The sequence below is a fragment of the uncultured Thalassospira sp. genome, from assembly GCF_963976115.1.
In the GTDB taxonomy this organism is placed as follows: domain Bacteria; phylum Pseudomonadota; class Alphaproteobacteria; order Rhodospirillales; family Thalassospiraceae; genus Thalassospira.
Map to the genome: position 1 here is coordinate 83,826 of NZ_CAXBJJ010000003.1, position 26,575 is coordinate 110,400.

Annotated in this window: 21 protein-coding genes and 1 riboswitch; of the genes, 14 read left to right on the forward strand and 7 right to left on the reverse strand. The window is 53.4% G+C overall.

Annotation, left to right across the window (positions count from 1 at the left end; genetic code table 11):
* Positions 1–8: 8 nt before the first annotated feature.
* The 5 genes from AAC086_RS04215 to AAC086_RS04235 form a co-directional block, all read right to left on the reverse strand.
* Positions 9–1,295 (reverse strand): TRAP transporter large permease, encoded by a 1,287-nt coding sequence (locus AAC086_RS04215; RefSeq protein ID WP_339775689.1) that lies wholly within the window; start codon positions 1,293–1,295, stop codon positions 9–11.
* Complete coding sequence (locus AAC086_RS04220; RefSeq protein ID WP_339775690.1) at positions 1,296–1,841, reverse strand: TRAP transporter small permease; 546 nt, start codon at positions 1,839–1,841, stop codon at positions 1,296–1,298. It abuts the gene before it with no gap.
* Between the two features lie 87 nt (positions 1,842–1,928).
* Positions 1,929–2,924, reverse strand: coding sequence for a TRAP transporter substrate-binding protein (locus AAC086_RS04225; RefSeq protein WP_339775692.1), 996 nt, complete (start codon positions 2,922–2,924; stop codon positions 1,929–1,931).
* 199 nt (positions 2,925–3,123) lie between these two features.
* On the reverse strand, positions 3,124–4,053 hold the full coding sequence (kdgD, locus tag AAC086_RS04230; protein WP_339775694.1) for a 5-dehydro-4-deoxyglucarate dehydratase: 930 nt from the start codon (positions 4,051–4,053) through the stop codon (positions 3,124–3,126).
* Positions 4,054–4,484: 431 nt separating this feature from the next.
* Positions 4,485–5,387, reverse strand: a complete 903-nt coding sequence (locus tag AAC086_RS04235; RefSeq protein ID WP_339775695.1) for an SMP-30/gluconolactonase/LRE family protein — start codon at positions 5,385–5,387, stop codon at positions 4,485–4,487.
* Between the two features lie 288 nt (positions 5,388–5,675).
* On the opposite strand from AAC086_RS04235, the gene AAC086_RS04240 reads away from it, so the two are divergent.
* On the forward strand, positions 5,676–6,599 hold the full coding sequence (locus AAC086_RS04240) for a dihydrodipicolinate synthase family protein (RefSeq protein ID WP_339775697.1): 924 nt from the start codon (positions 5,676–5,678) through the stop codon (positions 6,597–6,599).
* Positions 6,600–6,745: 146 nt separating this feature from the next.
* Here AAC086_RS04240 and AAC086_RS04245 read toward each other — a convergent pair whose 3' ends face one another.
* Positions 6,746–7,462: a FadR/GntR family transcriptional regulator gene (locus AAC086_RS04245; protein WP_339775698.1), complete on the reverse strand. Its 717-nt coding sequence runs from the start codon at positions 7,460–7,462 to the stop codon at positions 6,746–6,748.
* Between the two features lie 214 nt (positions 7,463–7,676).
* Here AAC086_RS04245 and araD point away from each other — a divergent pair, with 214 nt between their 5' ends.
* On the forward strand, positions 7,677–9,404 hold the full coding sequence (araD, locus tag AAC086_RS04250; RefSeq protein ID WP_339775701.1) for an L-arabinonate dehydratase: 1,728 nt from the start codon (positions 7,677–7,679) through the stop codon (positions 9,402–9,404).
* A gap of 83 nt (positions 9,405–9,487) precedes the next feature.
* Here the strand turns inward: araD and AAC086_RS04255 are convergent, their stop codons facing one another.
* Positions 9,488–10,405 (reverse strand): aldose 1-epimerase, encoded by a 918-nt coding sequence (locus tag AAC086_RS04255; RefSeq protein ID WP_339775703.1) that lies wholly within the window; start codon positions 10,403–10,405, stop codon positions 9,488–9,490.
* Positions 10,406–10,526: 121 nt separating this feature from the next.
* On the opposite strand from AAC086_RS04255, the gene AAC086_RS04260 reads away from it, so the two are divergent.
* The 12 genes from AAC086_RS04260 (at position 10,527) to AAC086_RS04315 (ending at position 26,555) form a co-directional block, all read left to right on the forward strand.
* Positions 10,527–11,258 carry a FadR/GntR family transcriptional regulator gene (locus tag AAC086_RS04260; RefSeq protein ID WP_339775706.1) on the forward strand — a complete coding sequence of 244 codons (732 nt, stop codon included), beginning with the start codon at positions 10,527–10,529 and terminating at the stop codon, positions 11,256–11,258.
* A gap of 511 nt (positions 11,259–11,769) precedes the next feature.
* Positions 11,770–12,798, forward strand: a complete 1,029-nt coding sequence (locus tag AAC086_RS04265; RefSeq protein WP_339775707.1) for a LacI family DNA-binding transcriptional regulator — start codon at positions 11,770–11,772, stop codon at positions 12,796–12,798.
* Positions 12,799–12,809: 11 nt separating this feature from the next.
* The gene (locus tag AAC086_RS04270) at positions 12,810–13,814 is read left to right on the forward strand and encodes an ABC transporter substrate-binding protein (RefSeq protein ID WP_339775709.1); all 1,005 of its coding nucleotides are present in this window, start codon (positions 12,810–12,812) and stop codon (positions 13,812–13,814) included.
* Positions 13,815–13,937: 123 nt separating this feature from the next.
* Positions 13,938–14,723, forward strand: a complete 786-nt coding sequence (locus AAC086_RS04275) for an ABC transporter permease (protein ID WP_339775711.1) — start codon at positions 13,938–13,940, stop codon at positions 14,721–14,723.
* A complete protein-coding gene (locus tag AAC086_RS04280) occupies positions 14,720–15,544 on the forward strand; it encodes an ABC transporter permease subunit (protein ID WP_339775713.1) in 825 nt (274 codons plus the stop codon). Before AAC086_RS04275 ends, AAC086_RS04280 begins: the two co-directional genes overlap by 4 nt.
* Complete coding sequence (locus AAC086_RS04285) at positions 15,541–16,644, forward strand: ABC transporter ATP-binding protein (RefSeq protein WP_339775715.1); 1,104 nt, start codon at positions 15,541–15,543, stop codon at positions 16,642–16,644. The genes AAC086_RS04280 and AAC086_RS04285 overlap by 4 nt, the downstream gene beginning before the upstream one ends.
* Before the next feature lie 20 nt (positions 16,645–16,664).
* Positions 16,665–17,495 (forward strand): phosphodiesterase, encoded by an 831-nt coding sequence (locus tag AAC086_RS04290; protein WP_339775717.1) that lies wholly within the window; start codon positions 16,665–16,667, stop codon positions 17,493–17,495.
* Positions 17,496–17,624: 129 nt separating this feature from the next.
* Positions 17,625–17,842: riboswitch (cobalamin riboswitch) on the forward strand.
* A complete protein-coding gene (locus AAC086_RS04295) occupies positions 17,829–20,828 on the forward strand; it encodes a ribonucleoside-diphosphate reductase subunit alpha (RefSeq protein ID WP_339775719.1) in 3,000 nt (999 codons plus the stop codon). It overlaps the preceding riboswitch by 14 nt.
* A 38-nt stretch (positions 20,829–20,866) precedes the next feature.
* Entirely contained in the window at positions 20,867–22,000 is a 1,134-nt protein-coding gene (locus AAC086_RS04300) for a ribonucleotide-diphosphate reductase subunit beta (protein ID WP_339775720.1), read from the forward strand.
* A gap of 665 nt (positions 22,001–22,665) precedes the next feature.
* On the forward strand, positions 22,666–23,613 hold the full coding sequence (locus AAC086_RS04305; RefSeq protein ID WP_339775722.1) for a LysR substrate-binding domain-containing protein: 948 nt from the start codon (positions 22,666–22,668) through the stop codon (positions 23,611–23,613).
* Between the two features lie 116 nt (positions 23,614–23,729).
* Entirely contained in the window at positions 23,730–25,259 is a 1,530-nt protein-coding gene (locus tag AAC086_RS04310) for an amidase (protein WP_339775726.1), read from the forward strand.
* Between the two features lie 12 nt (positions 25,260–25,271).
* Positions 25,272–26,555, forward strand: a complete 1,284-nt coding sequence (locus AAC086_RS04315; protein WP_339775727.1) for a TRAP transporter large permease — start codon at positions 25,272–25,274, stop codon at positions 26,553–26,555.
* The last annotated feature ends 20 nt before the right edge of the window (positions 26,556–26,575 follow it).

A 26,575-nucleotide genomic window follows, 5' to 3' on the forward strand; every position in this document is an offset into this window, starting at 1 on the left:
GCAAAAAATCAATTGCCGAAAACCAGATTGGGCAATGTCAGTGACACGGCAGGGACATAGGTTGTCAATGCCAACGCCAGCAAAATTGCCAGATAAAACGGCCAGATCGTCAAAACCGCTTTTTCGATTTTAACCCCGCCAATGGCACAGCCCACAAACAGGCACGACCCCACCGGCGGCGTACACAGACCCAAGCCCAAATTCATCATCAAAACCATGCCAAATTGAACCGGGTCCATACCAAACTGAACCGCCAATGGCAAAAAGATCGGTGTGCAAATCAGGATCAGGGCCGCCATATCCATCACCATCCCGGCCACCAGCAACATCACGTTAATCAAAAGCAGGATCATCGTCGGGTTTTTGGTAAAGCTGGTAATGAAACCGGCCAGGGCCTCGGGTACCTGATAAAAAGCCAGCATGTAGCCATAGGCTGCGGCACAACCGACCAAAATCATCACAAGGGCGGTTGTTTTTGACGCCTGGCGAACCGCGGTTATAAAGCCATCCCAGGTAAGTTCCCGATATACAATGGCGGTTACAACCAGGGCATAGGCAACGCCAATGGCACCAGATTCCGTCACGGTGAAAATACCGCTTAACACGCCACCGACAATGATAACGGCGGTAAAAAAGCCCGGTAACGCCCGGATCGCGGTTTGCCCGACCACTTTCCAGCCCGGAAACGGTACAGACGGATAACCATGGCGCACCGCCACAATCCAGGCGGCAAAGCCCAGCAACACGCACATCAGCACACCCGGCACAACCCCGGCCATAAACAGCCTGGATATCGAAATGCCCCCGCCAGCCGCGACGGCATACAGAATCATATTATGGCTGGGCGGGATCATGATACCGGCAATCGATGATGTCACGGTGACGTTCACCGCATAATCTGCCCGATAGCCTTCCTTTTTCATGATCGGAATAAGGATCGATCCCAGCGCCGATGTATCGGCCACGGCAGACCCCGAAATGCCGCCAAACAGCATGGATGAAAACACGTTCACAATGCCAAGCCCGCCACGTCGGCTGCCGACAAGGGCCGTGGCAAATTGCACCAGACGGTTGGCAATCCCCCCATGCAACATCAATTCACCGGCAAAGATGAAAAACGGAATGGCAAGCAGCGAAAAGGTCCCCACACCCGACGAAAGGCGCTGAAAGGCAACAAAATGGGGCAATCCTTCGTAAAAGAACGCCGACAAGGCCGCCAGCCCCAAGGCAAAGGCCACCGGCATACCAATAATAATGCCCAGCGCGAACAGGCCTAAAAGAAGTGTCATGCCCATTTAATTCGCATCCTCGTCAAGCAGGTCGTCACTGTAAAACGTACTTTGGGAAATTTTCTGCCAGCCACACAGGATGCGCAGGATATGCACAATCGAAAAGAAGACCATGCCAATGCCGCAAATGATCATGGGGATGAACCGCCAGCCATCCGAAATGTGAATGATCGGAATGATTTTGGTCCAGCTGAAACGGGCCAGCATCAGGCCGCTTTCGGCCATGAAATAGCCAAACACCGCCATGCCGATATAACTGACAATCGCCAAAACAGCCGAAACCTGCGGCGGCATTGAATCGCGGATATAGGTAACGGCCAAATGGTTATTTGCCCGTACCCCGGCGGCAGCAACCGGAAAAGTGATGAAAACCATCAATAAAAGGGAAACCTGCTCCACCCAGGTTGGTGTCGAGTTCAGGACATAGCGCCCATAGACAAGCCAGGCAAAACTGGGGATCAGCAAAACCAGTGCGATACCGCCGATCAGATTGAAAATTTTTGACAAAACCGCCCCAAGGCGATCAAGCATCCGGGTACATTGCGTCAGCATTGCGCCGCCATCTGGAAATGAGGATTAATCAGGAAATCGACAAAAAGGGGCGGCGATTTTGTCGCCGCCCGCATCAGATAAACCCGTTTATTTCTGAGCTTCCTGGATCGCCGTGACCAACGGTGCCACGTCAGGATTTTCTTTCATGAACTTGTCGTAGATCGGCTTCATCGCCGCCTGAAAAGCAGACTTGTCCTTGATTTCATTGATCTTCACACCTGAAGCCTCAACTTCCTTCCTGGCTTTTTCTGCCCCTTCCGCCCAGGCAACGCGCTGAACCTTTGCCGATTCAACCGCCGCATCATTGACAATTTTCTTGTCGGCATCCGACAGGCTGTCATAAAGCTTTTTGTTCATGCACAGGCATTCTGGCAAGATCAGGTGCTGGGTAACGGAATAATACCTGGCCGCTTCATAGTGCCCCGAGGAATCATAGGACGGATAGTTGTTTTCCGCCCCGTCGATAACACCGAGTTTCAACGACTGAAACACTTCGCCATAAGGCATCGGCGTTGCATTCCCGCCCAGGGCATCAACCATCTGCACATACAAATCGTTGCTCATAACGCGGAACTTCATCCCCTTCATATCGGCCGGGGTCTCGATTGCGTGTTTGGTATTGTAAAATGACCGCGCACCCGAGTCATAATATGCCAGCGGCTGCAAACCGACCTTTTCCAGACCGGCCGAAATTTTTTCACCCACCGGACCATCCATGACCTTGTGCATGGACTCCATATTATTAAAAATAAACGGCAAGGAAACGACATTGGCCTCTGGTGCCACTTCGCCAAGCGGGCCAAGGTTAAATTCCGCCCAATCCAGGCCCCCAAGACGCACCTGCTGAATCGCGTCGGGCTGGTCGCCCAGAACGCCATTGTTATAAACCTTTGCTGTCAGTTTACCGTCAGACTTTTCCTTGATGATTTCGGCAAACTTGTCCATGCCGATGGTTACCGGGTATCCCGGCGGGTGAATGTTCCATCCGCGCCATTCACCGGCATAGGCCGAACCAGCGGCAAGCGTCGCACCAAGTGCAACAGCCGCCAAAGTTAAAGTGGTGGTTTTAAGAAAGTTGTTCATTCCTGGAATCCTCCCGTGACGATCATCGTCGGATTAACCTTCCCCGTGCTCAGGGTCTTCTTGTTGTGAGAAAAGCGTACAACTTGTAACTTGTAATTACAAGATGATGTTTTTATGTCTTCCAAACAAATGACGTGCCGGATTTTTATTATGGCACCGCCAGGTGCCAGAGGACCGCAAGCAGCCATCTGGCAAATTTCTATCGCTGATAATTAACAACATCCTTGCCAAAGGCCGATGCAACGACATCGGCCAGCATGGCAACTTCACCCGCCGTCAAATCCGTCAACGGCGACCGCACCGGCCCTGCATCTCGGCCGACAACCTTCATACCGGCCTTAACGATGGAAACGGCATAGCCCTTGCCGCGATCCCGAATGGCAAGATAAGGATAGAAAAATTCGCGCAACATCTTGCGCATAGCCACATCATCATCGGCGCACAACGCATCATAAAATGCCAGTGCCTGTGTCGGCAAAAAGTTGAAAATCGCTGATGAGTAGGTCGCAACCCCTGCGGCTTTATAGGCCTTGGCATAGACCTCGGCGGTGGGCATCCCGCCAATATAACTCAGCCGGTCGCCCATCAGGGTACAAACACGGGTTACAAGTTCAACATTGCCATGCCCGTCCTTAAAACCAACCAGATTTGGGCATTCTTCGCACAAACGCGCAAGGGTTTCGGCGCTCAGGATCGAATTGTCACGATTATATACAATCACACCAATATCGACGGCCTGGCACACCTTTTTCACCCGGTCAAACAGCCCGGCCTGCTCGGCCCCGATCAAATATTGCGGCAATAGCAGTAATCCATCAGCACCAGCCGCCTGGCAATCGCGGGCCAGCTCCACTGCCATCGCGGTGCCATAGCCACAGCCGGCAATGATCGGCGTTTTACCGGCAACATCTTTGGCCGCCTTCACCGTTTCGACCACTTCGCGCTGTGTGAGCGAAAAAAACTCCCCCGTTCCCCCCACTGCAAACAGGGCCGCAGCCCGATATTGCGCCAGCCACGACACATGGGCGCGATACCCCTCAAGGTCGAGACGCTGTTCTGCATCAAACGCTGTCACCGGAAACGACAAAAGCCCCGCACCAATGGCCGATTTCAATTCGGAAAAATCCATTTCCATCCCCAGATAATGTTTTTGTGCTCTTGTTGGCAAATTTAACAACTCATCATATCTTTATGTCAATCATTATCTTGACGAAAAAATTGCGCCGGGTTCGAGTAATCAAAATTTACCATTATATATCAATATATTAACAACATTAATCCTCACAATGACAGGACTAACCCCCATATTATCTTGTAAAATAGTATGATGATACATCGCTTACAACCTGCCGACAGGGGCCTTGAAACGCAACACACCCCGACCATCAATCAATTTTGCATTGAATCTCATGCCAATTCCGCCCCGCCTGCCCTTATGCCGCTGCCCAATTAAAAACGGCCCGCAACAAGGGCGCTTTGTCGCCCGGCTGCTGGCCGTTCTGGTCCGGTTTGGGTGTTGTTGCGGCTACGATATTCGCCGCTGCGGGGAGCAAATAATTATTATGCTTCGCGAAACTTGTTCACCGGCACACCTGCCACATCAACGCGTAACGACAACACCATGCCCGCCTGCGGATAAGCATCGCGTTTTTGCTGATCATAATTTTCGGTCAGACTGGTCAGGAAAATCGTTTTCATGTCCGGCCCGCCAAAACAGGGCATGGTCGGGCTTGGCACCGGCAATGGAATTGACATCAGTAAAGTGCCATCGGGGGCAAAACGGTTCAGATTCCCGGCTGAAACCCCCGCACTCCAATAACATCCTTCAATATCGGTGGCGGCACCATCGGGGCGCCCCAAAGTATCGTCAAGGTCCAGGAAACGGGTGCATTTCGAAATATCGCCGGTTTGCGGGTTAAATTGCCACCGGTTAACCCACGGCCCGCGCGAGTCAGAATGATACATTATCCGCCCATCGGGCGACCATGCCAACCCGTTCGATATTTTAATCCCGCCCACCTTGTGCTCAACGGTGCCATCACCGGTAACACGGTACAAGCCTGCAACAGGCTGTTTTTCTGCATTCTGGTCCATTGTCCCGATCCAGAACGCCCCGTCCGGGCCAATTTTGCCGTCATTGGTGCGGCTCATCGGATTACAGCCATCAACCGAAGCAATCTTTTCGCGCGCACCGGTTTGCGGATCAAACAGGATCACGTCACTTTTCAGCGCCACCACCCATCGCCCCTTATCGGTCAGGCCAAAACACCCCACTTCACTGTCAAAGCTCCAGCTTTGCCGTGCCCCATCGGCCAGTGACAGCGCATGGATTTTCTGATCAACAATATCGGCCCATAATAAACGGTTATTGTCAGCATCCCAGTTCGGGCATTCACCCAGCACAAAGCGTTCGCGCACAGCAAAATCCACCGTGGGGATTTGCATCTGTTTGGTTACCGACATTCCGCCCTCCTGCTTTCATCAGATCATAAGACAATAAATCCGTTTATGTCTGACGTTAGTACCAACACTTGTCAATGTTGTTAGTATATCTCTAACAACCAAACAGAAAAATCCGCGTGCATTGCAAAATTCCCGCTGGTGAAGACGCGATGCCCTATGACTTTTATAAAACGTAAATTCAACATGTTAGCGCGTATTATGATGTAGCAGGCACCCCAATGCCAGAAAAGGGATTGCCAAGTGCTAACTTGTAATTTAAAAATACAACTAATCATCACGGAGGTTACAATGAAAACAAGTGCCGTTACCTCGGCAGATCTGGGGAAATCGATCCTTTCCGTCCCGCCACTGGCGCGTGCTGCTGATTTCAGTGTATCGGACGTGGAAAACCGGAAACTGGTCAACCACCTGAAACAGGGCGGTGTCAGCACCTTCATGTATGGGGGTAATGCCAATTTTTATAACATTTCAGTTGGCGAATATGACGGCGTCCTGACACAGCTTGAAAGCTGGGTTGGCGAAGATGACTGGGTCATCCCCTCCATCGGTGCCGATTACGGCAAAGCGCTTGATCAGGTTAACATCCTCAAACATCGCGACTTTCCAACGGCCATGGCCCTGCCGCTAAACTTCCCTGCGACACCTGCCGGGGTTGCCGGGGGGGTTCGTCGCCTGGCCGATGCCTATGGCAAACCGCTGATTGTGTATGTAAAATCCGACACCTATCTAACGCCGCGCCTGATCGCCGACCTTTTGGCCGACGGCGTTGCCTGCGCCATCAAATATGCTGTCGTACGCCAAAATCCGTCGATTGATGCCTTCCTAAGCGAACTGGTGGGCTATGTCGGCACCGACCGCATCATTTCGGGCATTGGCGAACGCCCGGCAATTGAACATTTGATGGAATTTAAATTAAGCGGTTTTACCTCTGGCTCGGTTTGCGTGGCACCGGCCCTGTCTACCGCCATGCTCAAGGCCCTTCAGGCGGGCGATGTTGCAACGGCAAGCAACATTCGCGAAAAATTTATCGCCCTGGAAGATTTGCGCGACGCATATTCGCCGCTTCGCATCCTGCATGAAGCAGTGCGGCTGGCAGGCATAGCCGATACCGGGCCGATATACCCGTTTTTATCCAATATTGACGACCCCAATGTCCTGGCCGACCTGGAAACGGCGGCAAAGAAACTGTTGCGTGCCAATAACGCGGCCTGAAACCCTTAATCCGCGTGCCCAACGACAAACAACCGGCGGGGCGGCACGCGGATTGGTTCCTTAAAAACGCCCCCGATCAAAACAGGGCCTGCAAGGTTTGCTAACGACAATCGCCCCGGCGAAAGCGTCATGTCGCCCCAAACGGTTTATTTGTCACGGGCGTGATCGGTGACGCGCTGGCGGGCCTGCATCAAATGATACCGCATCAGCAAATCAGCGGCAGCGGAATCCCGGCTTAAGATGGCATCAAAAATTTGCTGGTGTTCGCTCAGCACTTTTTGCGCCCGCTCCTTTGATCCCGTCCGCGTGATACTGAGCGCAACCCCCATCGAACTGGCGATAACGGTATGAAGCGAATTCAGCATGGTTACAAAAATATCGTTGCCACTGGCCCGCGCAATGGCAAGGTGAAAATCAAAATCGGCCTCATTGGCGATGCCGCCACTGCCAATCCCCTGTTCCAACGTGCGCAGGGCAAATTCGATTTCCTTGTGATGGCGCGTTCCGGCACGTTCGGCAGCAAGGCGGGCCGTTTCGCCCTCAATGGCAATACGGGCTTCAAAACAGCGCAACAAACCAGCCACATCGCCCGCCTGGGCAAATTCGATCAAGCCTTGTGGCGGGCGTTTTTTAACAAACGACCCCACCCCCTGGCGGGCAAAAACCAGCCCATCGGTTTGCAATTTGCGCAGGGCCTCGCGCACCACCGGGCGCGAGACACCAAACGATGCGCAAATTTCGTTTTCCGACGGCAGTTTGGCCCCCTCGGCAAGGTTACCCGATACAATCTGTTCAAGGATTTGCCCATATAGCTGATCTGCCAGTTTTTCGCGTTTCTGAATTTTAAGTTTCAACCCCGCCATGGCGTAGCCCCCGCACCACTTGTCATCTTGTAAGTTATCGTTGCAGGAAGTTAACGCCAAATGACAGGCGGGTAAAGGCCCCACAACCAGGTCAACGGCGTGCAAAGCCCGGATTTAAAATAATTTCACGCCCTGTTAACCGGTTTTTTCTTGAACCACACCGCCTTGACGATCAGCATCCTGTTACAAAATTTTACAAGAATCGAGAGGGATCATGGAGAGGAAAAAAACACCCGAACAGCTTAGAAGCCATCGCTGGTTTGGGGCCGAGGATTTACGCGCCTTTGGTCATCGCTCGCGCATGTTGCAAATGGGCTATTCGATTGACGATTTCAAAGGCAAGCCGATTGTCGCCATTATCAACACCTGGAGCGACATAAACCCCTGCCACGCCCATTTCAAAAACCGGGTCGAAGACGTTAAACGCGGTATTTTGCAAGCTGGCGGCTTCCCGGTGGAACTGCCCGCAATTTCGCTGGCCGAAACCTATGTCAAACCCACCACCATGTTCTATCGCAACCTGCTGGCGATGGAGACCGAAGAATTGCTGCGATCCCACCCGGTGGACGGGGTTGTTTTGATGGGCGGCTGCGATAAAACCACCCCGGCCCTGCTCATGGGCGCAATCAGCATGAATTTGCCCGCCATCCTGATGCCCGCCGGGCCAATGTTGCGCGGCAATTGGGGGGGTAAAACACTCGGCAGTGGCTCGGATGTGTGGAAATACTGGGCGGAAAAGGAAGCTGGCAATATCAGCCAGGCCCAATGGGAGGAAATGGAAGCTGGCATTGCCCGGTCTTATGGTCATTGCATGACAATGGGCACCGCATCCACCCTGACATCCCTTGCCGAAACACTGGGCTTCACCCTGCCCAATGCATCCTCTATCCCGGCACCGGATTCAGGCCATCCGCGCATGGCGGCCAATACCGGCAAACAGATTGTTGAAATGATCTGGCAGGATCGCAAACCGTCCGATGTTTTAACCCGCGGATCGTTTGAAAATGCACTAACCGTGCAAATGGCGCTGGGCGGATCAACCAACGCCATCCCGCATTTGATCGCCCTGTCAAAACGGGCCGGGCTGGATATTGGCCTGAAAGACTTTGAAGCAGCATCGCGGCGCATGGGCGTTATTGCCAATTTGCGGCCATCGGGCGAATTTCTGATGGAAGATTTCTTTTATGCCGGCGGTTTGATCGGCCTTCTGGAAAATATCCGAAGCCACCTTGATACCAATTGCCTGACCGTAAATGGCAAAACCCTGGGCGATAACATTTCCGGTGCCCCCATTTATAACGCCGATGTGATTCGGGGTGTCGAAAACGCCATTTACAGTGCCGGTGCGACCGCTGTTTTATACGGTAACATCGCCCCGCGCGGCTGCGTAATGAAACCCTGTGCCGCCGACCCGCGCCTGTTAAAACACACCGGCCCCGCCCTTGTCTTTCGCGATTACAACGAAATGAACGCCCAAATCAACCGTGATGACCTTGACGTAACCGCCGACCATATTCTGGTATTGCAAAATGCCGGACCGGTTGGTGGGCCAGGCATGCCCGAATGGGGCATGTTGCCGATCCCCAAAAAGCTGTTGAAACAAGGCGTGCGTGACATGCTGCGCATATCCGATGCCCGCATGAGCGGCACCAGCTATGGTGCCTGCATTTTGCATGTCGCCCCTGAAAGCTATATTGGCGGCCCCTTGGCCGCCGTGCAGACCGGCGATATGATATCGGTCGATATCGAAAACCGCAGCATTCATGTGGATCTTGGCGACGATGAAATCACCGCCCGCCTTGCAACATGGAACCCGCCCAACCGCGATTATGGCCGGGGTTATGGCCGCATGTATGCCAACCATATTACCCAGGCTGATGAAGGCTGCGATTTTGATTTTCTAACCGGCACCGCCCCCATCGAAGATCCTGAAATTCATTAACCCGATCATCGCAAACAGGCCCCCCCCAGACCGGGCCTGTTTGCGAACGCCTTGCCAATAGTGTCCATTTCGCACTATCGGTTTTACACAAGAAGTTTCGGTGCCAATGTTATGGTGCCGATCAGGTTTTGTCCTTTTGCCAGCACCAGAATATCGCCAAATTCTTTAAATTCCGGTCGATTATGTACATTTGGCACATGCGATACCGGCTCCAGACACACCGCACCGCCATCTTTGGGCAAATAAACCTGTAAATTTCGCAAAGTTTCTGATGCCCCAATCGACAAAGCCACACCGTCTTCGGGCCAGAAAATACGCGCCCTCCCATCCCAACCCCTATAATGGCAATCCAGCCCCCGATGCCGACGCGCAGCCCCGGCCACGGAGAAATCTCGGCTTAAATCAACGACCGTAGCCGCGACTGGCAGCATGTCACCGTCCGTATTAAAGCAACCTTCGGCGATAAATTCGATTTCAACATCTTCCGTCGCATAAAACCACGGATGCAATCCAATGCCATAAGGCATGGCCCCCTGCGCCAGATGCCGCACACCAATTTCCCATTCCAGAAACCCGTCTTGCACACGCAGTTCCTGCCAGGCAATATAATCAAACCCGTTATTGTGCGTATCGGTATGGCGGGTTTCAAAGCGCAGGGCACCCTCATCGCTTTGGGTCACATCCCAGTCCTCACGCGATGAAAACCCGTGAATGGCATGTGGCCCCGGTGGGCGGTTTGCCGGAACACTTATGGTGCGGTTATCAAATGGAAACTGCGAAAATGCCATACGATTGGCGAACGGCACCATGGGAAAACAGCCAAGATATGATGGATTACCCGATTCCAGCGCAGATTGGTCAGACGGCCGCAACAAATGTGCGTATCCAAGCTCATCGGGGCGCCGCCATTCCAGCCGGGTAATCGCCCCGCCAAAAGGTAGGAACCCCACATGAAAATCGCCATTTTCCCAAAACAATTCCTGTATTGGCTTTTTTTGCATGGTAATCGTTCCCATATATCGTTAAATCATACGATGACTTTAGCCATAAACGATTTACCCCGTTTTGGCAAAAGACCGCCTGCCAATCAGATGGTCGGCAAATGTCAGTTAAAGAGATTCCATGAACAATAGTGCGCCGCAAAAAACACACCGTAAAGTTTCATTGACCGAAAAGGTTATTTCCAGCCTGCGTCGGGAAATTGAAAGTGGCAATCTGACGCCGGGGTCAAAACTGCCCACCGAACCGGCCCTGACCGAACAGTTCGGGGTTAGCCGTACCGTTGTGCGCGAAGCCATTGCCGCCCTTAAGGCCGACGGTTTGCTTGAACCGCGCCAGGGGGCCGGTGTTTTTGTGCTGGCACCAGTGCCGCGTAAAAACAGCGGGTCGATCTTTGATGTTGATTTTGCCCAGATTTCCGATGTGCTGGAAATTCTGGAATTGCGTATGGCCGTTGAAATCGAAGCTGCGGGCCTTGCCTGCGCGCGAAGCTCGGTGGCGCAACAGGCAAAAATTTACGAAGCCCTGCGCGAAATGGAATTTCAGGTTCAGTCTGGCAGCCCGGCAGAAAAGGCCGATTACGAATTTCACCGCGCCATTGCCGATGCCACCAATAACCGCCGCTATGGCGAATTTTTGGAATATCTGGGCGATAAAACCATTCCGCGTGCCCAGCTGCGCCGCAAACCGGCCGAGGTCGAAGACCTGAAAGCCTATATGGACAAAATTCTGGCGGAACATCACCGTATTTATGATGCCATATCGCTACGCGATGCCGAAGGTGCGCGCGAAGCCATGCGCGAACATCTGAGCCAAAGCCAGGCCCGCTATCAAAGCCTGTTACGCAACCGCTGATCAGGTACTATCCTGCCGATCACCGAAAAAACCGTTCCCTGCCTTCCATCGAATCGGGCACAGGTAGTTTTTATGTGCCTGCCCCTCGCCATTTAATCATTCTGCAAGACTTGCTCTAAGACCCAACGTTGGAGTGCCGGAGATTAGAGTTTTCCGGGCGCAGAGCACAGATCAAAGAGACCGATAATTCGCCCGACGCCGATCAGGAACCCTATTTCCCGAAAGGTGTGAGGGATGGCTAAAAAGGCAAATTTTCCCGTAAAGAATGTTTTCGCGGACTTGTTTCATTCTACCTAGCAAGCCGATACCGCCGCGACCGCCTGCCTGTCCGGCATTGTCCAAACGCGCCACCCGATACGACGGAAAAGCGGAATTTTGATGCAATCACGTTTTCAGGAAACCTTGGTTTTCTGCCAATGTAAACGTTTCAAAGCTTCATTAAATTGCAACAAATGCGTTATCAGAGTGACTTATAATTTCCGTATTGTGGGGACGTTACAGGAGTTTCCCCATGTCACCCAAACCCACCATGCGCGATGTCGCGCGAAAATCCGGTTTATCCATTGCAACGGTATCGCGGGTCATCAATTTTCCTGATGACGTTCCCGAGCAAACGGCTGAAATTGTGAATGCAGCCATGCGCTATCTGAATTACCGGCCCAATATCAATGGCCGACGGTTGAAGATGAGTCATACCCGCACGGTCGGGGTTTTGGTGCCAACACTTGCCAACCCCGTTTTTGCAACATCGGTACAGGGAATCGAGCAGGAAGCACATGCCGAAGACCTGACCGTTCTGTTGACATCCTCAAATTATGACCCGGAACGAGAAATGGGTGCGGTTTCCGCTCTTTTGGACAATCGTGTCGATGGGCTGATCCTCACGCTGGCAAATGCCGATGACAATCCTGTGGTGGATTTATTGCTGGCGGAAAAAATCCCGTTCGTATTGTTGTTCAACCAGCCAAGCCGCGCCGATATTGCCGCGATCAGCGTTGATAATGCGCAATCGGCCTATGACATTGCCAGTGCAATGATTGCCCAGGGACACCGGTCGCTGGCAATGGTCGCGGGCCGGTTTGAAAGTTCGGACCGGTCCCGCCAGCGTTATGCCGGATTTTGCCATGCCCTTAAGGATGCCGACATTGCACCGCCGCATCTGGTCCAGGTGCCATTTGGTGAAACCGATTTGATCGAGCCACTGCGCTGCTTGTTGTCCGGGCCGGATGCGGTCACCGGACTTGTCTGTTCAACCGATATGCTGGCAATTGCAGCGATTAACGCCTGTCGCGCACATGGATTATCTGTTCCTGGCGATGTTTCGGTTGGCGGAATTGACGGAATTTCGGTGGGTGGGCTGATCACGCCAAAATTGTGTTCGGCAGTTCAGCCCACCCAGGAGATGGGCCGGCAGGCGCTTGCATTCCTGCGCGGCCTGATTACGGGGCAGTCAAACCCGCGAAGTTTGTTGCTGCCTCATCGTCTAAGCGACGGAGAATCCATTGGACCCTTCCGGCGCCGTTCATCAACCCGAGTATAGGAAGATCAAAAGTGCGTTTCAAACAACTTGTCATGGGTATGGCATTTGCTGTTGCCGCCACCCAGCCCGCCTTCGCAAATGATGTTGCGATTTGTTATAACTGTCCGCCGGAATGGGCCGATTGGGGCGGGCAGCTTAAAAATATTGCTCGCGACCTCAAGATCGATGTGCCCCAGGACAACAAAAATTCCGGTCAGACATTATCCCAGCTTTTGGCGGAAAAGGACAACCCGGTTGCCGATGTCGCCTATTACGGTGTTTCGTTTGGTATCAAGGCAAAACAGGAAGGTGTGGTTGCCAACTACAAACCGGCCAATTTTGATAAAATCCCGGACGGTCTGAAAGATAAAGACGGTGCGTGGTTTGCCATTCATTCCGGCACCATTGGTCTGTTCGTCAATACCGCAGCACTCGACGGTGCCGCAGTGCCGCAAAGCTGGTCGGATTTGTTAAAGCCGGAATATAAAGGCATGGTCGGGTATCTTGATCCCTCAAGCGCTTTTGTCGGTTATGCCGGGGCTGTTGCGATTAACCGGGCGATGGGTGGTACGCTGGATGATTTCACGCCGGGGATCGAATTTTTCAAGAAACTCAAAGAAAATGATCCGATTGTACCCAAACAAACGGCTTATGCCCGTGTTCTGTCAGGCGAAATTCCGATCCTGATCGATTACGATTTCAATGCCTATCGTGCAAAATACAAAGATAAAGCCGATATCGCCTTTGTCATTCCGACCGAAGGTACGGTTGCGGTTCCCTATGTCATGAGCCTGGTTAAAAACGGGCCGCATCCGGAAAATGGCAAAATGGTTCTGGATTACGTAATGTCGGATGCCGGTCAGGCCCACTGGGCAAATGCATTTTTGCGCCCGGTGATTGCATCGGCCCTGTCACCCGAAGCATCCGCCAAATTCCTGCCTGCATCCGAATACGCACGTTCCCAGCCGGTTGATTACGCCAAAATGGCCAAAGTCCAGGCCGGTTTTAGCGAACGTTATCTGTCCGAGGTACGATAAGTGTCGTCGGCTCATCCTATAAAAGGGGGGCGTTCGCGCCCTTCTTTTCTATCTTTTGTTTTCAGGCCCGCAAACCCGGGCGTCGGGAGCCCTGCCATTCTGGCGCTATTGCTGACACCAGGCATGATCATTGTCGCCGCATTTTTTTTGATCCCGATGGCATTTGTGGCAATACGGGTGGCAGACGGGCCGGACGGTCTGGCAACCTATTTCGTCATTCTCACCAACGGGCGGTACCTGGCCAGTCTGGTGCAAACCCTTGTAATGTCGGCCGGAGTAACGATCTCCGCACTCGTTTTATGCGGAGTTTGCGGGTTGTTTCTGGTGCGCAACCGGTTTGCCGGACGTAATGTCATTACAGCAATGTTAACACTGCCATTGTCATTTCCCGGTACGGTTGTCGGCTTTATGGTGATTATGCTGGCGGGGCGCCAGGGTGTTATTGGCAGCATAACCGATGCGCTATTTGATGAAAAACTTGTCTTTGCCTATAACATCAGCGGGTTGTTTATCGGTTATCTTTATTTTTCGATCCCGCGGGTGATTTTGGCGGTGATGGCATCGGCCGAGAAACTTGACCCGCAGCTTGAAGAAGCCGCCCGATCCCTGGGGGCGCCAACCTGGCGGGTGGTCAAGGATGTTATTTTGCCCGGTCTGATGCCCGGCCTGATTTCATCCGGGGCGATTTGCTTTGCCACCGCAATGGGGGCATTTGGCACCGCCTTTACACTTGCCACCGACATCGATGTTTTGCCGATGGTGATTTATACCGAATTTACCCGGAACGCCAACGTGGCGGTTGCCGCCGCACTTAGCATTGCGTTGGGCATTCTGACCTGGGTGGTGTTGACCGCCGTTCGATGCCTTGTCGGGAATGCCGCAACGCCAGGCACCGGTGGAGGAGCATGAAAATGCAGCGTGACTGGAAATTTTACGCCCAGCTTTTCCTGACAATTGTGCTGTGTCTTTTTATCGTCGTACCGATTGTGATGTCTGCCCTGGCCGGGGTGACCGTCAATGTGTTCAAGGGACTGTCATCGGGATTGACGTTACGCTGGATATTCGAGGTTTGGGACCTTTATGCTCCAAGCATCCTGTTATCGGTTATTATCGCACTGACATGTCTGGCGGTAACCCTGGTGGCGGGTGTGCCGCTGGCTTATGTGCTGGTGCGCAGACCGGGCCGGATGACACGCCTGTTTGAAGAATTGCTGACCTTGCCGGTGGCGATACCGGGGTTGGCATTGGCGCTGGCCTTGCTGATCACCTATGGCGGGGTCAGCGGTTATCGGTCAAGCTGGCTTTTCATTCTAACCGGGCATGTCTTGTTTACCCTGCCCTTCATGGTGCGGTCGGTTGCAGCCGTCATGGCGGCGATGAACATAAAAATGCTCGAAGAAGGGGCGGCCAGCCTGGGGGCCGGTTTTTGGCGGCGGTTCTTTACCGTGATTATTCCCAATGCCAGGCCGGGCATTCTGGCCGGGGCGCTGATGGTGGTGACATTATCAATCGGCGAATTCAACCTGACCTGGATGTTGCATACCCCCCTTACCAAAACACTGCCGGTTGGCCTTGCCGATGCCTATGCCTCGATGCGCCTTGAGATCGGCAGTGCCTATACCCTGATTTTCTTTGTTTTGATCATGCCGTTGCTTATCGCGATGCAGGCCCTTGCCGAACGGGGCAAACACCGGCCCAAACGCGTTGACACGGCGGAGGATACGTTATGAGTACGCAAATCAAACTGCGCAATTGCGCGAAAACCTTTGCCGATGGCACGCGCGCGCTGGCACCCTTTGATTTGACGATTGAGGGTGGCGAAACGATTGTTCTGCTTGGCCCGTCGGGATGCGGCAAAACCACGATTTTGCGCATGATTGCCGGGCTCGAATTTCCCGATGTCGGGGGAATGATTACCTTTGACGGCGATGACGTAACCCGCCAGTCGATAGAAAAACGCCGGGTGGGTATGGTGTTTCAATCCTATGCGCTGTTTCCCAATATGACAGTGGCGCAAAATGTTGCCTATGGTCTTAAGGTCAACGGGGTTTCCGGCCCTGAACGCCAGGCACGTGTGGATGCAATGCTTGGAATGATGCACATTGACATGTTGGCTGACCGGCGCATTGACCAGTTATCGGGCGGGCAACGGCAACGTGTGGCACTGGCACGTGCTATTGCGGTGCAACCGCGTGTTTTATTGCTTGACGAACCGCTAACCGCGCTGGATGCAAAATTGCGTGTGCGGTTGCGAACCGAAATTAATGCGCTATTGCGCCAACTTGGCATTACGGCGATTTATGTTACCCATGATCAGGAAGAAGCCCTGGCGCTGGGCGACCGGATTGTGGTGATGCAAAAGGGTGAAATTGCCCAGATCGGAACCCCTCGCGAAATTTACCGCACGCCACAAAACCCGTTTGTTGCCGATTTTGTCGGGGCAGCCAACCAGCTTGCGGGGCATATGCACGGGGGAAAGTTGCATATTGGCCCCCACATTTTAGAGCCAGCCGTGATATCGGAACCGCTTGGAGATATTATTTGCAATTCGGGTTCGGTAGACGTGTTTTTCCGGGCGGATGGCCTGTCAGTCTGTGATCTGAAAGATGCTCATTTCACCGGTCGCGTCGAGGCGATTGCCTATTTGGGCGAAAAGCTGCGTCTGACAGTTTCCGGGATTGGCGCACATACGCTAATGATCGATACGCATGCCGATGATCTGACAGAAGTCGGGTCGGATGTGCATTGCCGGGTCAATGTCTCGCGGCTAACGATATTTCCGGCAACGAAAGCCCGTTTTGCGGCAGTGGCTGGTACTGGTACCATTTAATCGGGAAAGACAGAATAACAATGCTGATTGCACAATTGACCGACCTGCATATCGGGGCGGGCCGTCGGCTTGCCTATCGCAAGGTAGATACAGCCCGTGCGCTCGAAAAAGCGGTTGATCATGTCATGACAATGATACCGCGACCGGATGTGGTGCTGTTTACCGGGGATATTGGCGACCTTGGGTCATCGGATGAATATGCGCTGGTGGCGGAAATCCTTGAGAAATTAACAATCCCCTATTTCATGGTGCCGGGCAATCATGATCGTCGCGGGCCACTTCGGGCTGCATTTCCCGATGCGACGCCAGTGATCGATGCCACCGGGTTCGTCAACTATATAGTAGATGATTTCCCCCTGCGTCTGATTGCGCTGGACACGCTTGATGAAGGCAAACCCGGGGGGGTGTTAGGCACAGAACAACTCGAATGGTTGCGTAAGACACTCGTGGATGCGAAAGACAGGAATTGTGTAATTTTCATGCACCATCCACCGATCCAGACCGGAATCAGACATATGGATCTACAAAATCTGGGTCGAGGATCGGCCAAACTGGAAACTGTTATATCAGAACATCGCGACCACATCCGGGCGATTTTCTGTGGTCATGTGCATCGTCCAATCCACACAATCTGGGCCGGGGTACCGCTCATTATCGGGCCATCAGTTGCCCATCAGGTCGCGTTTGACTTACGCCCCGACGGTCCATCGGCATTTGTCATGGAACCGCCTGCGATCAATCTCCATATCTGGAATCCAGAGCAGCATAATTTAATGACCCACCTGGTCTATCTTGACCAATATGACGGGCCGCACCCGTTTTTTGGGCCGGATGGCAAACTGATTGTTTAAATAACGGATTTTTCGGGACGGGATTTTCACTCAACCCAAACAAGAAAGTAAAAGAACCCAACAAATGGGTGGTCCCTCTCCCGAAGCTGTCAACAAAACATATATATTGACGCCTAAGGCTAATTGACCCCAAAATATAGACATCACGGTCCTTCGAAATTTTCGAAGGCTAAGAGGGAATACGGTGCGCTGCAGATTTCTGCGGCAATGCCGGAGCTGCCCCCGCAACTGTAAGCGGCGAGCTGGCATCCACAAATGGTCACTGAAGCGATTTTGCGTTTCGGGAAGGCCGGATGACAGCGCCATAGCCGCAAGCCAGGAGACCTGCCGTGATTGATATTTTACGTTCTCGGGCGGGGTGCCCCGGTGGAACGCTTGCAATCTGATGGTATTCCGCCATTTATTGCCGCACGCGTCCGCTTGGCCTTTGCCCCCAACTATTTGGGGTTAAAGATGTCTCTTACTCTCGAAACGGAGCGCGATGACGCCTCCGATCCTGTCGTTTCCCAATCTGTATCCAAACCGGCAAATGTCACATCGGGCGGCCATCAGGTCATCCGACGCAACGGATCGGTGACCGACTTCAACCCGGCAAAAATCAAGAATGCCCTGACCAAGGCGTTTCTGGCGACCGAAGGAGAAACAGCATCAGGATCGCACCGGGTTCATGACATTGTCGATGCCATGACAGAACAGGTCACATCGGTTCTTCTGCGCCGTGCGGCCCCCGGCCATACCCTTCAGATCGAAGATATTCAGGATCAGGTCGAACTGGCCCTGATGCGTAGCGAACATCACAAGGTCGCACGCGCCTATGTTTTGTATCGTGAAGACCGCGCGCGCGAACGCGCCAAACTTGATTCCCGCAAGAAAAAGAAGAAAGCCGATCAGCCGACGCTGAATATCAAACAGGCCGATGGCATACTTGCCCCGCTTGATTTTGATCGTCTGGCGACTGTGATCGATGAAGCATGCAGCAACCTTGAAGGCGTTTCTCCCGATCCGGTTTTTGAAGAAACCAAACGCAATCTGTATGACGGCGTTTCAATCGCGGAACTGGCTTTGGCACCGATCATGGCGGCACGTACCTTTGTCGAACGCGAACCGAATTATGCCTTTGTCAGCGCACGGCTTTTGCTCGACAAATTGCGGTTCGAAGCACTCAGTTTCATCACCGGTCGCCCGGATCAGGCAACACAGGCCGAAATGAAAGATCGTTACGCGACTTATTTCCCCGCCGCCCTGAAAGCCGGGATCAAAGCCGACCTGATCGACCCCGAACTGGCCCGCTTTGATTTAAAAAAAATCAGTGCCGCGATCAAACCGGAACGCGACCTGAATTTCCAATATCTGGGTCTTCAAACACTTTATGACCGTTATTTTCTGCATATCAAAGGCACCCGCTTCGAATTGCCACAGGCCTTCTTCATGCGGGTTGCGATGGGGCTTGCGGTCCGCGAAATCAACCGCGAAGCCAAGGCGATCGAATTTTACAATCAGCTTTCAAGCTTCGTCTTCATGGCATCGACCCCGACGCTGTTTAATTCCGGCACATTGCGCCCACAATTGTCATCCTGCTTCCTGACCACCGTGCCCGACGATCTAGACGGCATTTTCAAGTCGATAAAGGACAATGCGTTGCTGGCGAAATATTCCGGCGGTCTTGGCAATGACTGGACCCCGGTGCGCGGCCTTGGCGCACATATCAAGGGAACAAACGGCGAAAGCCAGGGTGTTGTGCCATTCCTGAAAGTCGCCAACGATACCGCCATTGCGGTTAATCAGGGTGGCAAGCGCAAGGGGGCAGTCTGTGCCTATCTTGAAACCTGGCATATCGATATCGAGGAATTCCTTGATCTGCGTAAAAACACCGGTGATGACCGCCGCCGCACGCATGACATGAACACCGCCAACTGGGTGCCGGATCTGTTCATGGAACGGGTAATCGATGACGGGGCATGGACCCTGTTTTCACCCGACGATACACCGGACCTGCATGATCTTTATGGCAAGGCGTTCAAGACGGCCTATCAGGCATACGAAGAAAAAGCGGCCCGCGGCGACATCACCAATTGCAAAACCGTTCGGGCGGTTGACCTTTGGCGGCGCATGCTGACCATGCTGTTTGAAACCGGTCACCCGTGGATCACCTTCAAGGACCCATGCAATATCCGGTCCCCGCAAGGCCATCGCGGGGTGGTGCATTCATCCAACCTGTGCACGGAAATCACGCTAAATACGTCGCAGGACGAAGTCGCGGTCTGCAACCTCGGTTCGGTCAATCTGGCCGCCCATGTTACCGAAAACGGCATTGATCACGACAAGCTTGCCAAGACGGTCAAAACCGCGATGCGCATGCTTGATAACGTCATCGACATTAATTTCTATACCATCCCCGAAGCACGTTACTCCAACCTGCGCCATCGCCCGGTCGGCCTTGGCCTGATGGGTTTTCAGGATGCGTTGCAGACGATGAAAATCCCCTATGCATCGGATGCGGCCATTGCCTTTGCCGATGAAAGCATGGAAGCCATTGCGTTTCATGCAATTGCCGCCTCGGTCGATCTGGCAGCGGAACGCGGCCGGTATGAAAGCTTTGACGGGTCGCTATGGTCGCAAGGCATTCTTCCTATTGATTCCCTTGAATTGTTGGCGGCTACCCGCTCCGAGTTTGATGTTGATCGCACCACGCGACTGAATTGGGATGGCTTGCGCGAACGGGTCAAAACCATCGGCATGCGCAATTCCAACACCATGGCGATTGCTCCGACAGCAACGATTTCCAACATTTGCGGTGTCAGCCAGTCGATTGAACCGGCTTATCGCAACCTGTTTGTCAAATCGAACATGTCGGGCGATTTTACCGTGGTCAATGCCGCCCTTGTCCGCGATTTAAAGGCACGCGGCATCTGGGACGAGGTGATGATTTCCGACCTTAAATATTATGATGGCAGTGTGGGTCAGATCAACCGTATCCCTGATGAACTGAAAAAGCTTTATGCCACTGCGTTTGAAATCGATTCAGCATGGCTGATCGAAGCGGCATCACGTCGTCAGAAATGGCTCGATCAGGCGCAGTCGCTGAACCTTTATATCGCCAACCCGTCGGGCAAGAAGCTGGATGATCTTTATCGTCTGGCGTGGTTGCGCGGGCTTAAAACCACCTATTACCTGCGATCCAGTGCCGCCACCCATGTTGAAAAATCCACCTTAAAGGGCACAGACGGCAGGCTTAATGCTGTTTCAACCGCACCGACCGGTGCAATTCCCGAAAGCCCGACATGGGGAAAAGCCTGTCTGATCGATGATCCGGAATGCGAAGCCTGCCAATAGAACCTGCGCAAACAATATCAAAATCGGGAACGAGAGCCATGCTTGACTGGGTAAAAAGTAACGCCCCCACCACCAGCAATACAACCGACACCATGGCATCCAATAATGCCCGGACACCGGATGCCACCGGCCTTGGCACGATTGATCGCGGGGCCGCCCGTGTGACGGTCAGCGACAAGGCGATGATCAATTCGCGCGCAGATGTGAACCAGCTTTTGCCACTGAAATACGGATGGGCCTGGGAAAAGTACCTTGCGGGGTGCAACAATCACTGGATGCCGACCGAGGTTTCCATGCAGGCTGATATCGCACTCTGGAAATCGCGCGACGGATTGACCGAGGATGAACGCAGGATGCTCAAACGCAACCTTGGCTTCTTTGCTGCGTCGGAAAGTCTGGTTGCAAACAATATCGTGCTGGCGATCTATCGCCATCTGACCAACCCGGAATGCCGCCAATACCTTTTGCGCCAGGCATTCGAGGAAGCGGTCCATACCCATACTTTCCAGTATATCGTCGAAAGCCTCGGCCTTGACGAGGGCGAGCTTTTCAACATGTATCGCGAAGTGCCTTCGATCACCGACAAGGCGGCCTGGGCGCTTGACTATACCAAACATCTGGACGATCCGAGCTTTGCGACGGGCACCCCGAACCGCGATCAGGATTTCCTGCGTGATCTGGTGGCGTTCTATGTGGTGTTTGAAGGGATGTGGTTTTATACCGGCTTTGCGCAAATCCTGTCGCTGGGGCGGCGCAACAAAATGGTCGGTATTGCCGAACAATATCAGTACATCCTGCGCGACGAGAGCATCCATCTCAATTTCGGGATCGATGTCATCAACCAGATCAAGGCGGAAAACCCGCATCTGTGGACAGCAGAATTTCGGGATGAAATCCGCGATATGTTACGCAACGCGGCCGCACTTGAAGCCGCCTATGGCCGCGATACCATCCCCAATGGCTTTTTGGGCCTGAATGCCGAACTGTGCGAACAGTATATGCATTTCATCGCCAACCGTCGGTGTGGTCAGCTTGGCCTTGCCCCGGTCTTTGCCGAAGTTGAAAACCCGTTCCCCTGGATGTCCGAGGCAATGGATTTGAAGAAGGAAAAGAACTTCTTTGAAACCCGCGTCATCGAATATCAGAATGGCGGGGCGCTAAGCTGGGATTGATCCCTGTTTGGCCTGAAAAAAGAAGCGGTTGGCACAAAGTCCTTGCCAGCCGCCTTTGAGTCCGCACACCCTGCCCGCATCAATGCAGATTGAAACGGTCAACCAGCAGCACACAAACTGTCCCTGGACTTTTTTGGAATTCCAAATATAATTCTTGCGCGGTTGCCGGAAATTCAGGTGAAACTCGCCAGCCCTGAGTGCTGACCCTCAGGCTAGTAGCAGCAATATCCATGTGGCGTAAGGTCGGCAATCGCACGTGTCCGGACACCACACGCGCAATTTCCGGGTTCCCGGCCTCGTCCAGACCGTGGCGCACCCCGCGCACCAGGGCATCGGCGGCCTCGCTGGAGACAGTGAATCACGCAAAACCGACTGGGAAAGCCCTTTAATGGGTCCGGACGCTATGTGCTGATGACCCGGCATCGCCTGCACGCGCTGCGCGACACCAATATGGCCCGGGCCGCGCCCGGGAATCAACCCCGAGCAGACAAAATCAGCACGAAACCACTGCGAAAAAAGGCTGATTACAGTTCGCAATCGATTTGAATCGGGGTTAAATTAAACAATAATCGGGTCCTTTGATGTAAAAACAGGACTGATATGAATATAAATTTTCAGGCCAGTATGGCACTTTGACCTCAATACAGTACAATGAAGGACGGGTGGTGACGGCAAAGGAGTTCAACAACGCAATCACCATGCGCCACTTGCGCATCATTGCGGCTTTGGCAGATCTGAAGCTGATCGCGCGGGTATCAGAAGCCTTAAATGTCACCCAGCCCGCTATCTCCAAACAAATTACCGAAATTGAACGAATTGTTGACGTGCCGCTGGTGACGCGCAACCGCAACAGACTGTATCTGACGCCAGCGGGCAAAAGGCTGGCCGAACATGCCAGACAGGTCCTGAACCAGTTAAACCGGGCCGCCTTTGACATAGAAGCCATGGCAAGCGGCGTATCGGGCTCGGTATCAATCGGGGCGGTCAGTTCTGTTTCATCGGTTTTGTTGCCCGGCGCCATCGCCTTGCTGAAAAACAGCGCGCCGATGGCTTCTGTCGTTGTGTCTGAAGGGCATTTTGTCGAGCTGTTTCCCGAACTGGAAGGCGGTGCGCTTGATTTGTTAATTGCCCGCATTTGGCAACCACAGGAATTGGCCGAAATTTCGCAAATGACGCTGTATTCAGAGGCCGTTGTCATTGTGACCGGGCGCAACAATCCATTGGCGCGCAAACCTGACCTTGCATGGGGCGATGTCGTATCATCACCCTGGGTCATGCCGCAGGCCAACTCTGTTGCACGCAGGGCCATGGATGCCCTGTTTGCCGAAAACGGATTGACGCCGCCCGGCAATACCATTGCGTCATCGTCATTAACGCTGAATCTGGAAATTTTGCGCCTCATGCCTGCCTTTGGCCTTTTGCCCTTCAGCCTGGCACAAACCTACGCCGGGCGCGGCGATGTGGTGATTCTGCCATTGGACACGCGCGGCTTCCTCTCCGAGGTTCGCTGTTTTTGGCGTACGGATCAAACGGCCCAAAACGGGACGCTTTCATTGTTCCTGAAATGCCTGCAACAGGCCACCGATGATCTCAAAATCATTCCTTTTGGTTAATGTTACAGTATTATTTCTCACTGTTCCAGGTGCAGGAGCCCGTATAGCCTCATCCAACGCATAGTTTGGGAGGGCTTACGTGTTTTTTGCATACAGATATGAAATGGACTGTTCGCATGGGTAATTCAGCGCTTGTTTCTTTGTCCGCCAGTGCCGTTCTGGACGGATTTGCGAAAGGTAGCGTAACACCAAGCGATTACCTTGACGCTTGCCTGGACCATATTTCACAAAACAATCCAAAAATTAACGCGCTCACAGCCATTGATGCCGAGCATGCCGTACCAGAAGCAGCCCTGGCCACACGGCGCTGGCAGGCCGGAACGCCCAAGGGGCCGTTGGATGGCCTGCCGATTGGCGTAAAAGATTTGCAAGACACAAAGGGCCTGCTAACGACGCACGGAAACATCCTGAACCGCGCCAATATTCCAGATCAGGATTTGCCAATGGTTGCGCGACTGCGCAATGCCGGGGCGATTATTTTAGCCAAAACCAACGTGCCCGAACTGGGTGCTGGCGGCAACAGCCGCAACCCGGTTTGGGGCGCAACGGGCAACCCGTTTAACCCGAACCTGATCGCAGGCGGATCCTCGGGCGGATCGGCCGCCGCGCTGGCAGCAAATCTTTTGCCATTATGCACCGGGTCCGATACCGGCGGATCGCTGCGTCTGCCAGCAGCACTTTGCGGGGTGGTGGGCTATCGTCCCTCGGTCGATGTCGTGGCTCATCCAACACGCCCGCTCGGCTGGTCCGGTATTTCGGTACTGGGCCCAATGGCACGCAATATGGATGATTTGATCCTGATGCTGCGTGTCTGTCATGGTTTTGACGCCAATGATCCTCTTTCCTCCCCGGCCGACCCGGCACGGTTTGACACGCTCCCGGCAATCGAATTGGAAGATTTGCGCGTTGGATACAGCGAAGATTTCGGGGGTGCGCCAGTAGATCAGGACATTCGCGCCTGTTTGCGCGACCGTGTCGAAACGCTGCGTCCCTATGTCAAAGAATGCCAGGCTGTCGATCTTAACCTTGGCCAAATGGACCGTACTTTTGACATTTTGCGCGCCGAAAGCTTTGTCGCCGCTTTTGGAAAGGCACTTTCTGAAACACCCGAAAGTTTCGGCGATCACATTGCCCGTAACGTCGCACTCGGGATGGAAATGACGTTGGCGGACCGCGCGTGGGCGCACAAAGAACAAACAATAATCTTGCGCCGGTTCAATGCCCTGATGCATGATTTTGACGTTATCATTTTGCCAACATCGCCGGTCTCGCCGTTCCCCTGGACGCAATCACATCCGTCGCGCATCGACGCGCAAGAAATGGATATTTACTATCGCTGGCTCGCGCTGACCTATCGCGGATCCATGGCTGGCGGACCATCGATCACGCTTCCCTGCGGGCGAGATAGCAACAACATGCCTTTTGGTCTGCAAATGCTGGGGGCCACACGCGCAGACGAACGCCTGTTGGCCGCCGCCAAAACAATCGAGGCTCATTTCGCCCAAAACCCGCTTACTGCGCGCCCGCAACCAGATTTGAAAAACATCGTCAAATCCACCGTGGACCTGCGATCAATTGTCACGCATCCGCCGATTTTTAACAGTGCGGCACGGGTAGCCTCGTCATCGATGCCTACAGCGGTGTAACAGGAAACGAAGATGTGGTTCATCCCGATAATTTTTATCATCCTGCTGGTCAGCGGCACGACATTTGCCTATTTGATGGGCGCGGTGTCGGTGCTGAGTTTTATCGCTGTCGGCAAAGATCAGTTTCTATCGATCCTGCCGCAACGTATTTTCGCGCAGCTCGATGTTTTCTCGTTTATGGCAATGCCGCTGTTTATCCTGACAGCCGAAATCATGAGCCGCGCAGGCGTAACGCGCTGCCTCATCGACCTTGCCATGTCAGTCGTCGGTCGCTTTCGCGGCGGGCTGGGACATGTCAACATTCTGACCAGCGTTTTCTTTGCCGGAATTTCCGGGTCGGCCATTGCCGATTGTTCCGCATTATCGCGCACTTTTGTGCCCGAAATGCGCGCACGCGGATATGATCCCTATTATGCAGGCGCAATCACGGCTGCCTCTTCAATGATCGGGCCGATCATTCCCCCCTCCATCATCATGATAATTTATGGCGGTTTAACCGGCGTCTCGGTGGCATCACTTTTTGCAGCGGGCATTTTACCTGGGCTGTTGCTTGCCGTGGTACTGCTGTTTCTCAATGCCGGGATTGCCAAGGTTAAAGGCCATCCCGGTGGTAAAACCGACGATCTGCCTGCATTCTGGCCAAGTTTGCGCCGTGCCGCCCCGGCCCTATGTCTGCCGGTGGTGATCCTGGGCTCGCTGGTTTTCGGGTTGGCAACCCCGACAGAAGGGGCGGCCATTGCCGTGCTGTTCGCGCTTGTCTCAGGGCACTATTACAAAGGGCTGACCCGCAAAATGCTCTTTGACGCCCTGGAGACCACCGCCCGCATGACGGGAACGATCTTTATCATTCTGGCGGCAATCTCGGTGTTGGGTTATCTGGCAGGTCAAATGGGCTGGTCGCAGGCCTTAGCCAGTTGGGTTGATGCCTTTGGCCTGACAGGTACAAAATATCTGTTCTTTCTGGTTGGCGTTTTTCTGGTAGCCGGCATGTTCATGGACACGCCGGTGGCACTCACACTCCTGATCCCGTTATTTGCCCCGCAGGCAATGGCACAGGGGATCAGCCCGGTCCATCTGGGGATTGTGCTGTGCTTCAATCTCTGTGTCGGGTTAATAACACCGCCGCTCGGCAAATGCCTTGTTGTGGTCTCGGCGTTAACATCACTGAGCTATTGGCGGCTGGCTTATGCGGCACTTCCATTCATCATTGTCCAAATTCTTTTGCTGTTGGCATTGGTCTATTGGCCCGCAATCAGCCTGACTGTGCCGACTTTCTTCGGCCTTTCCGTCAATTAGAAATCTTAAAAACCGGGAGG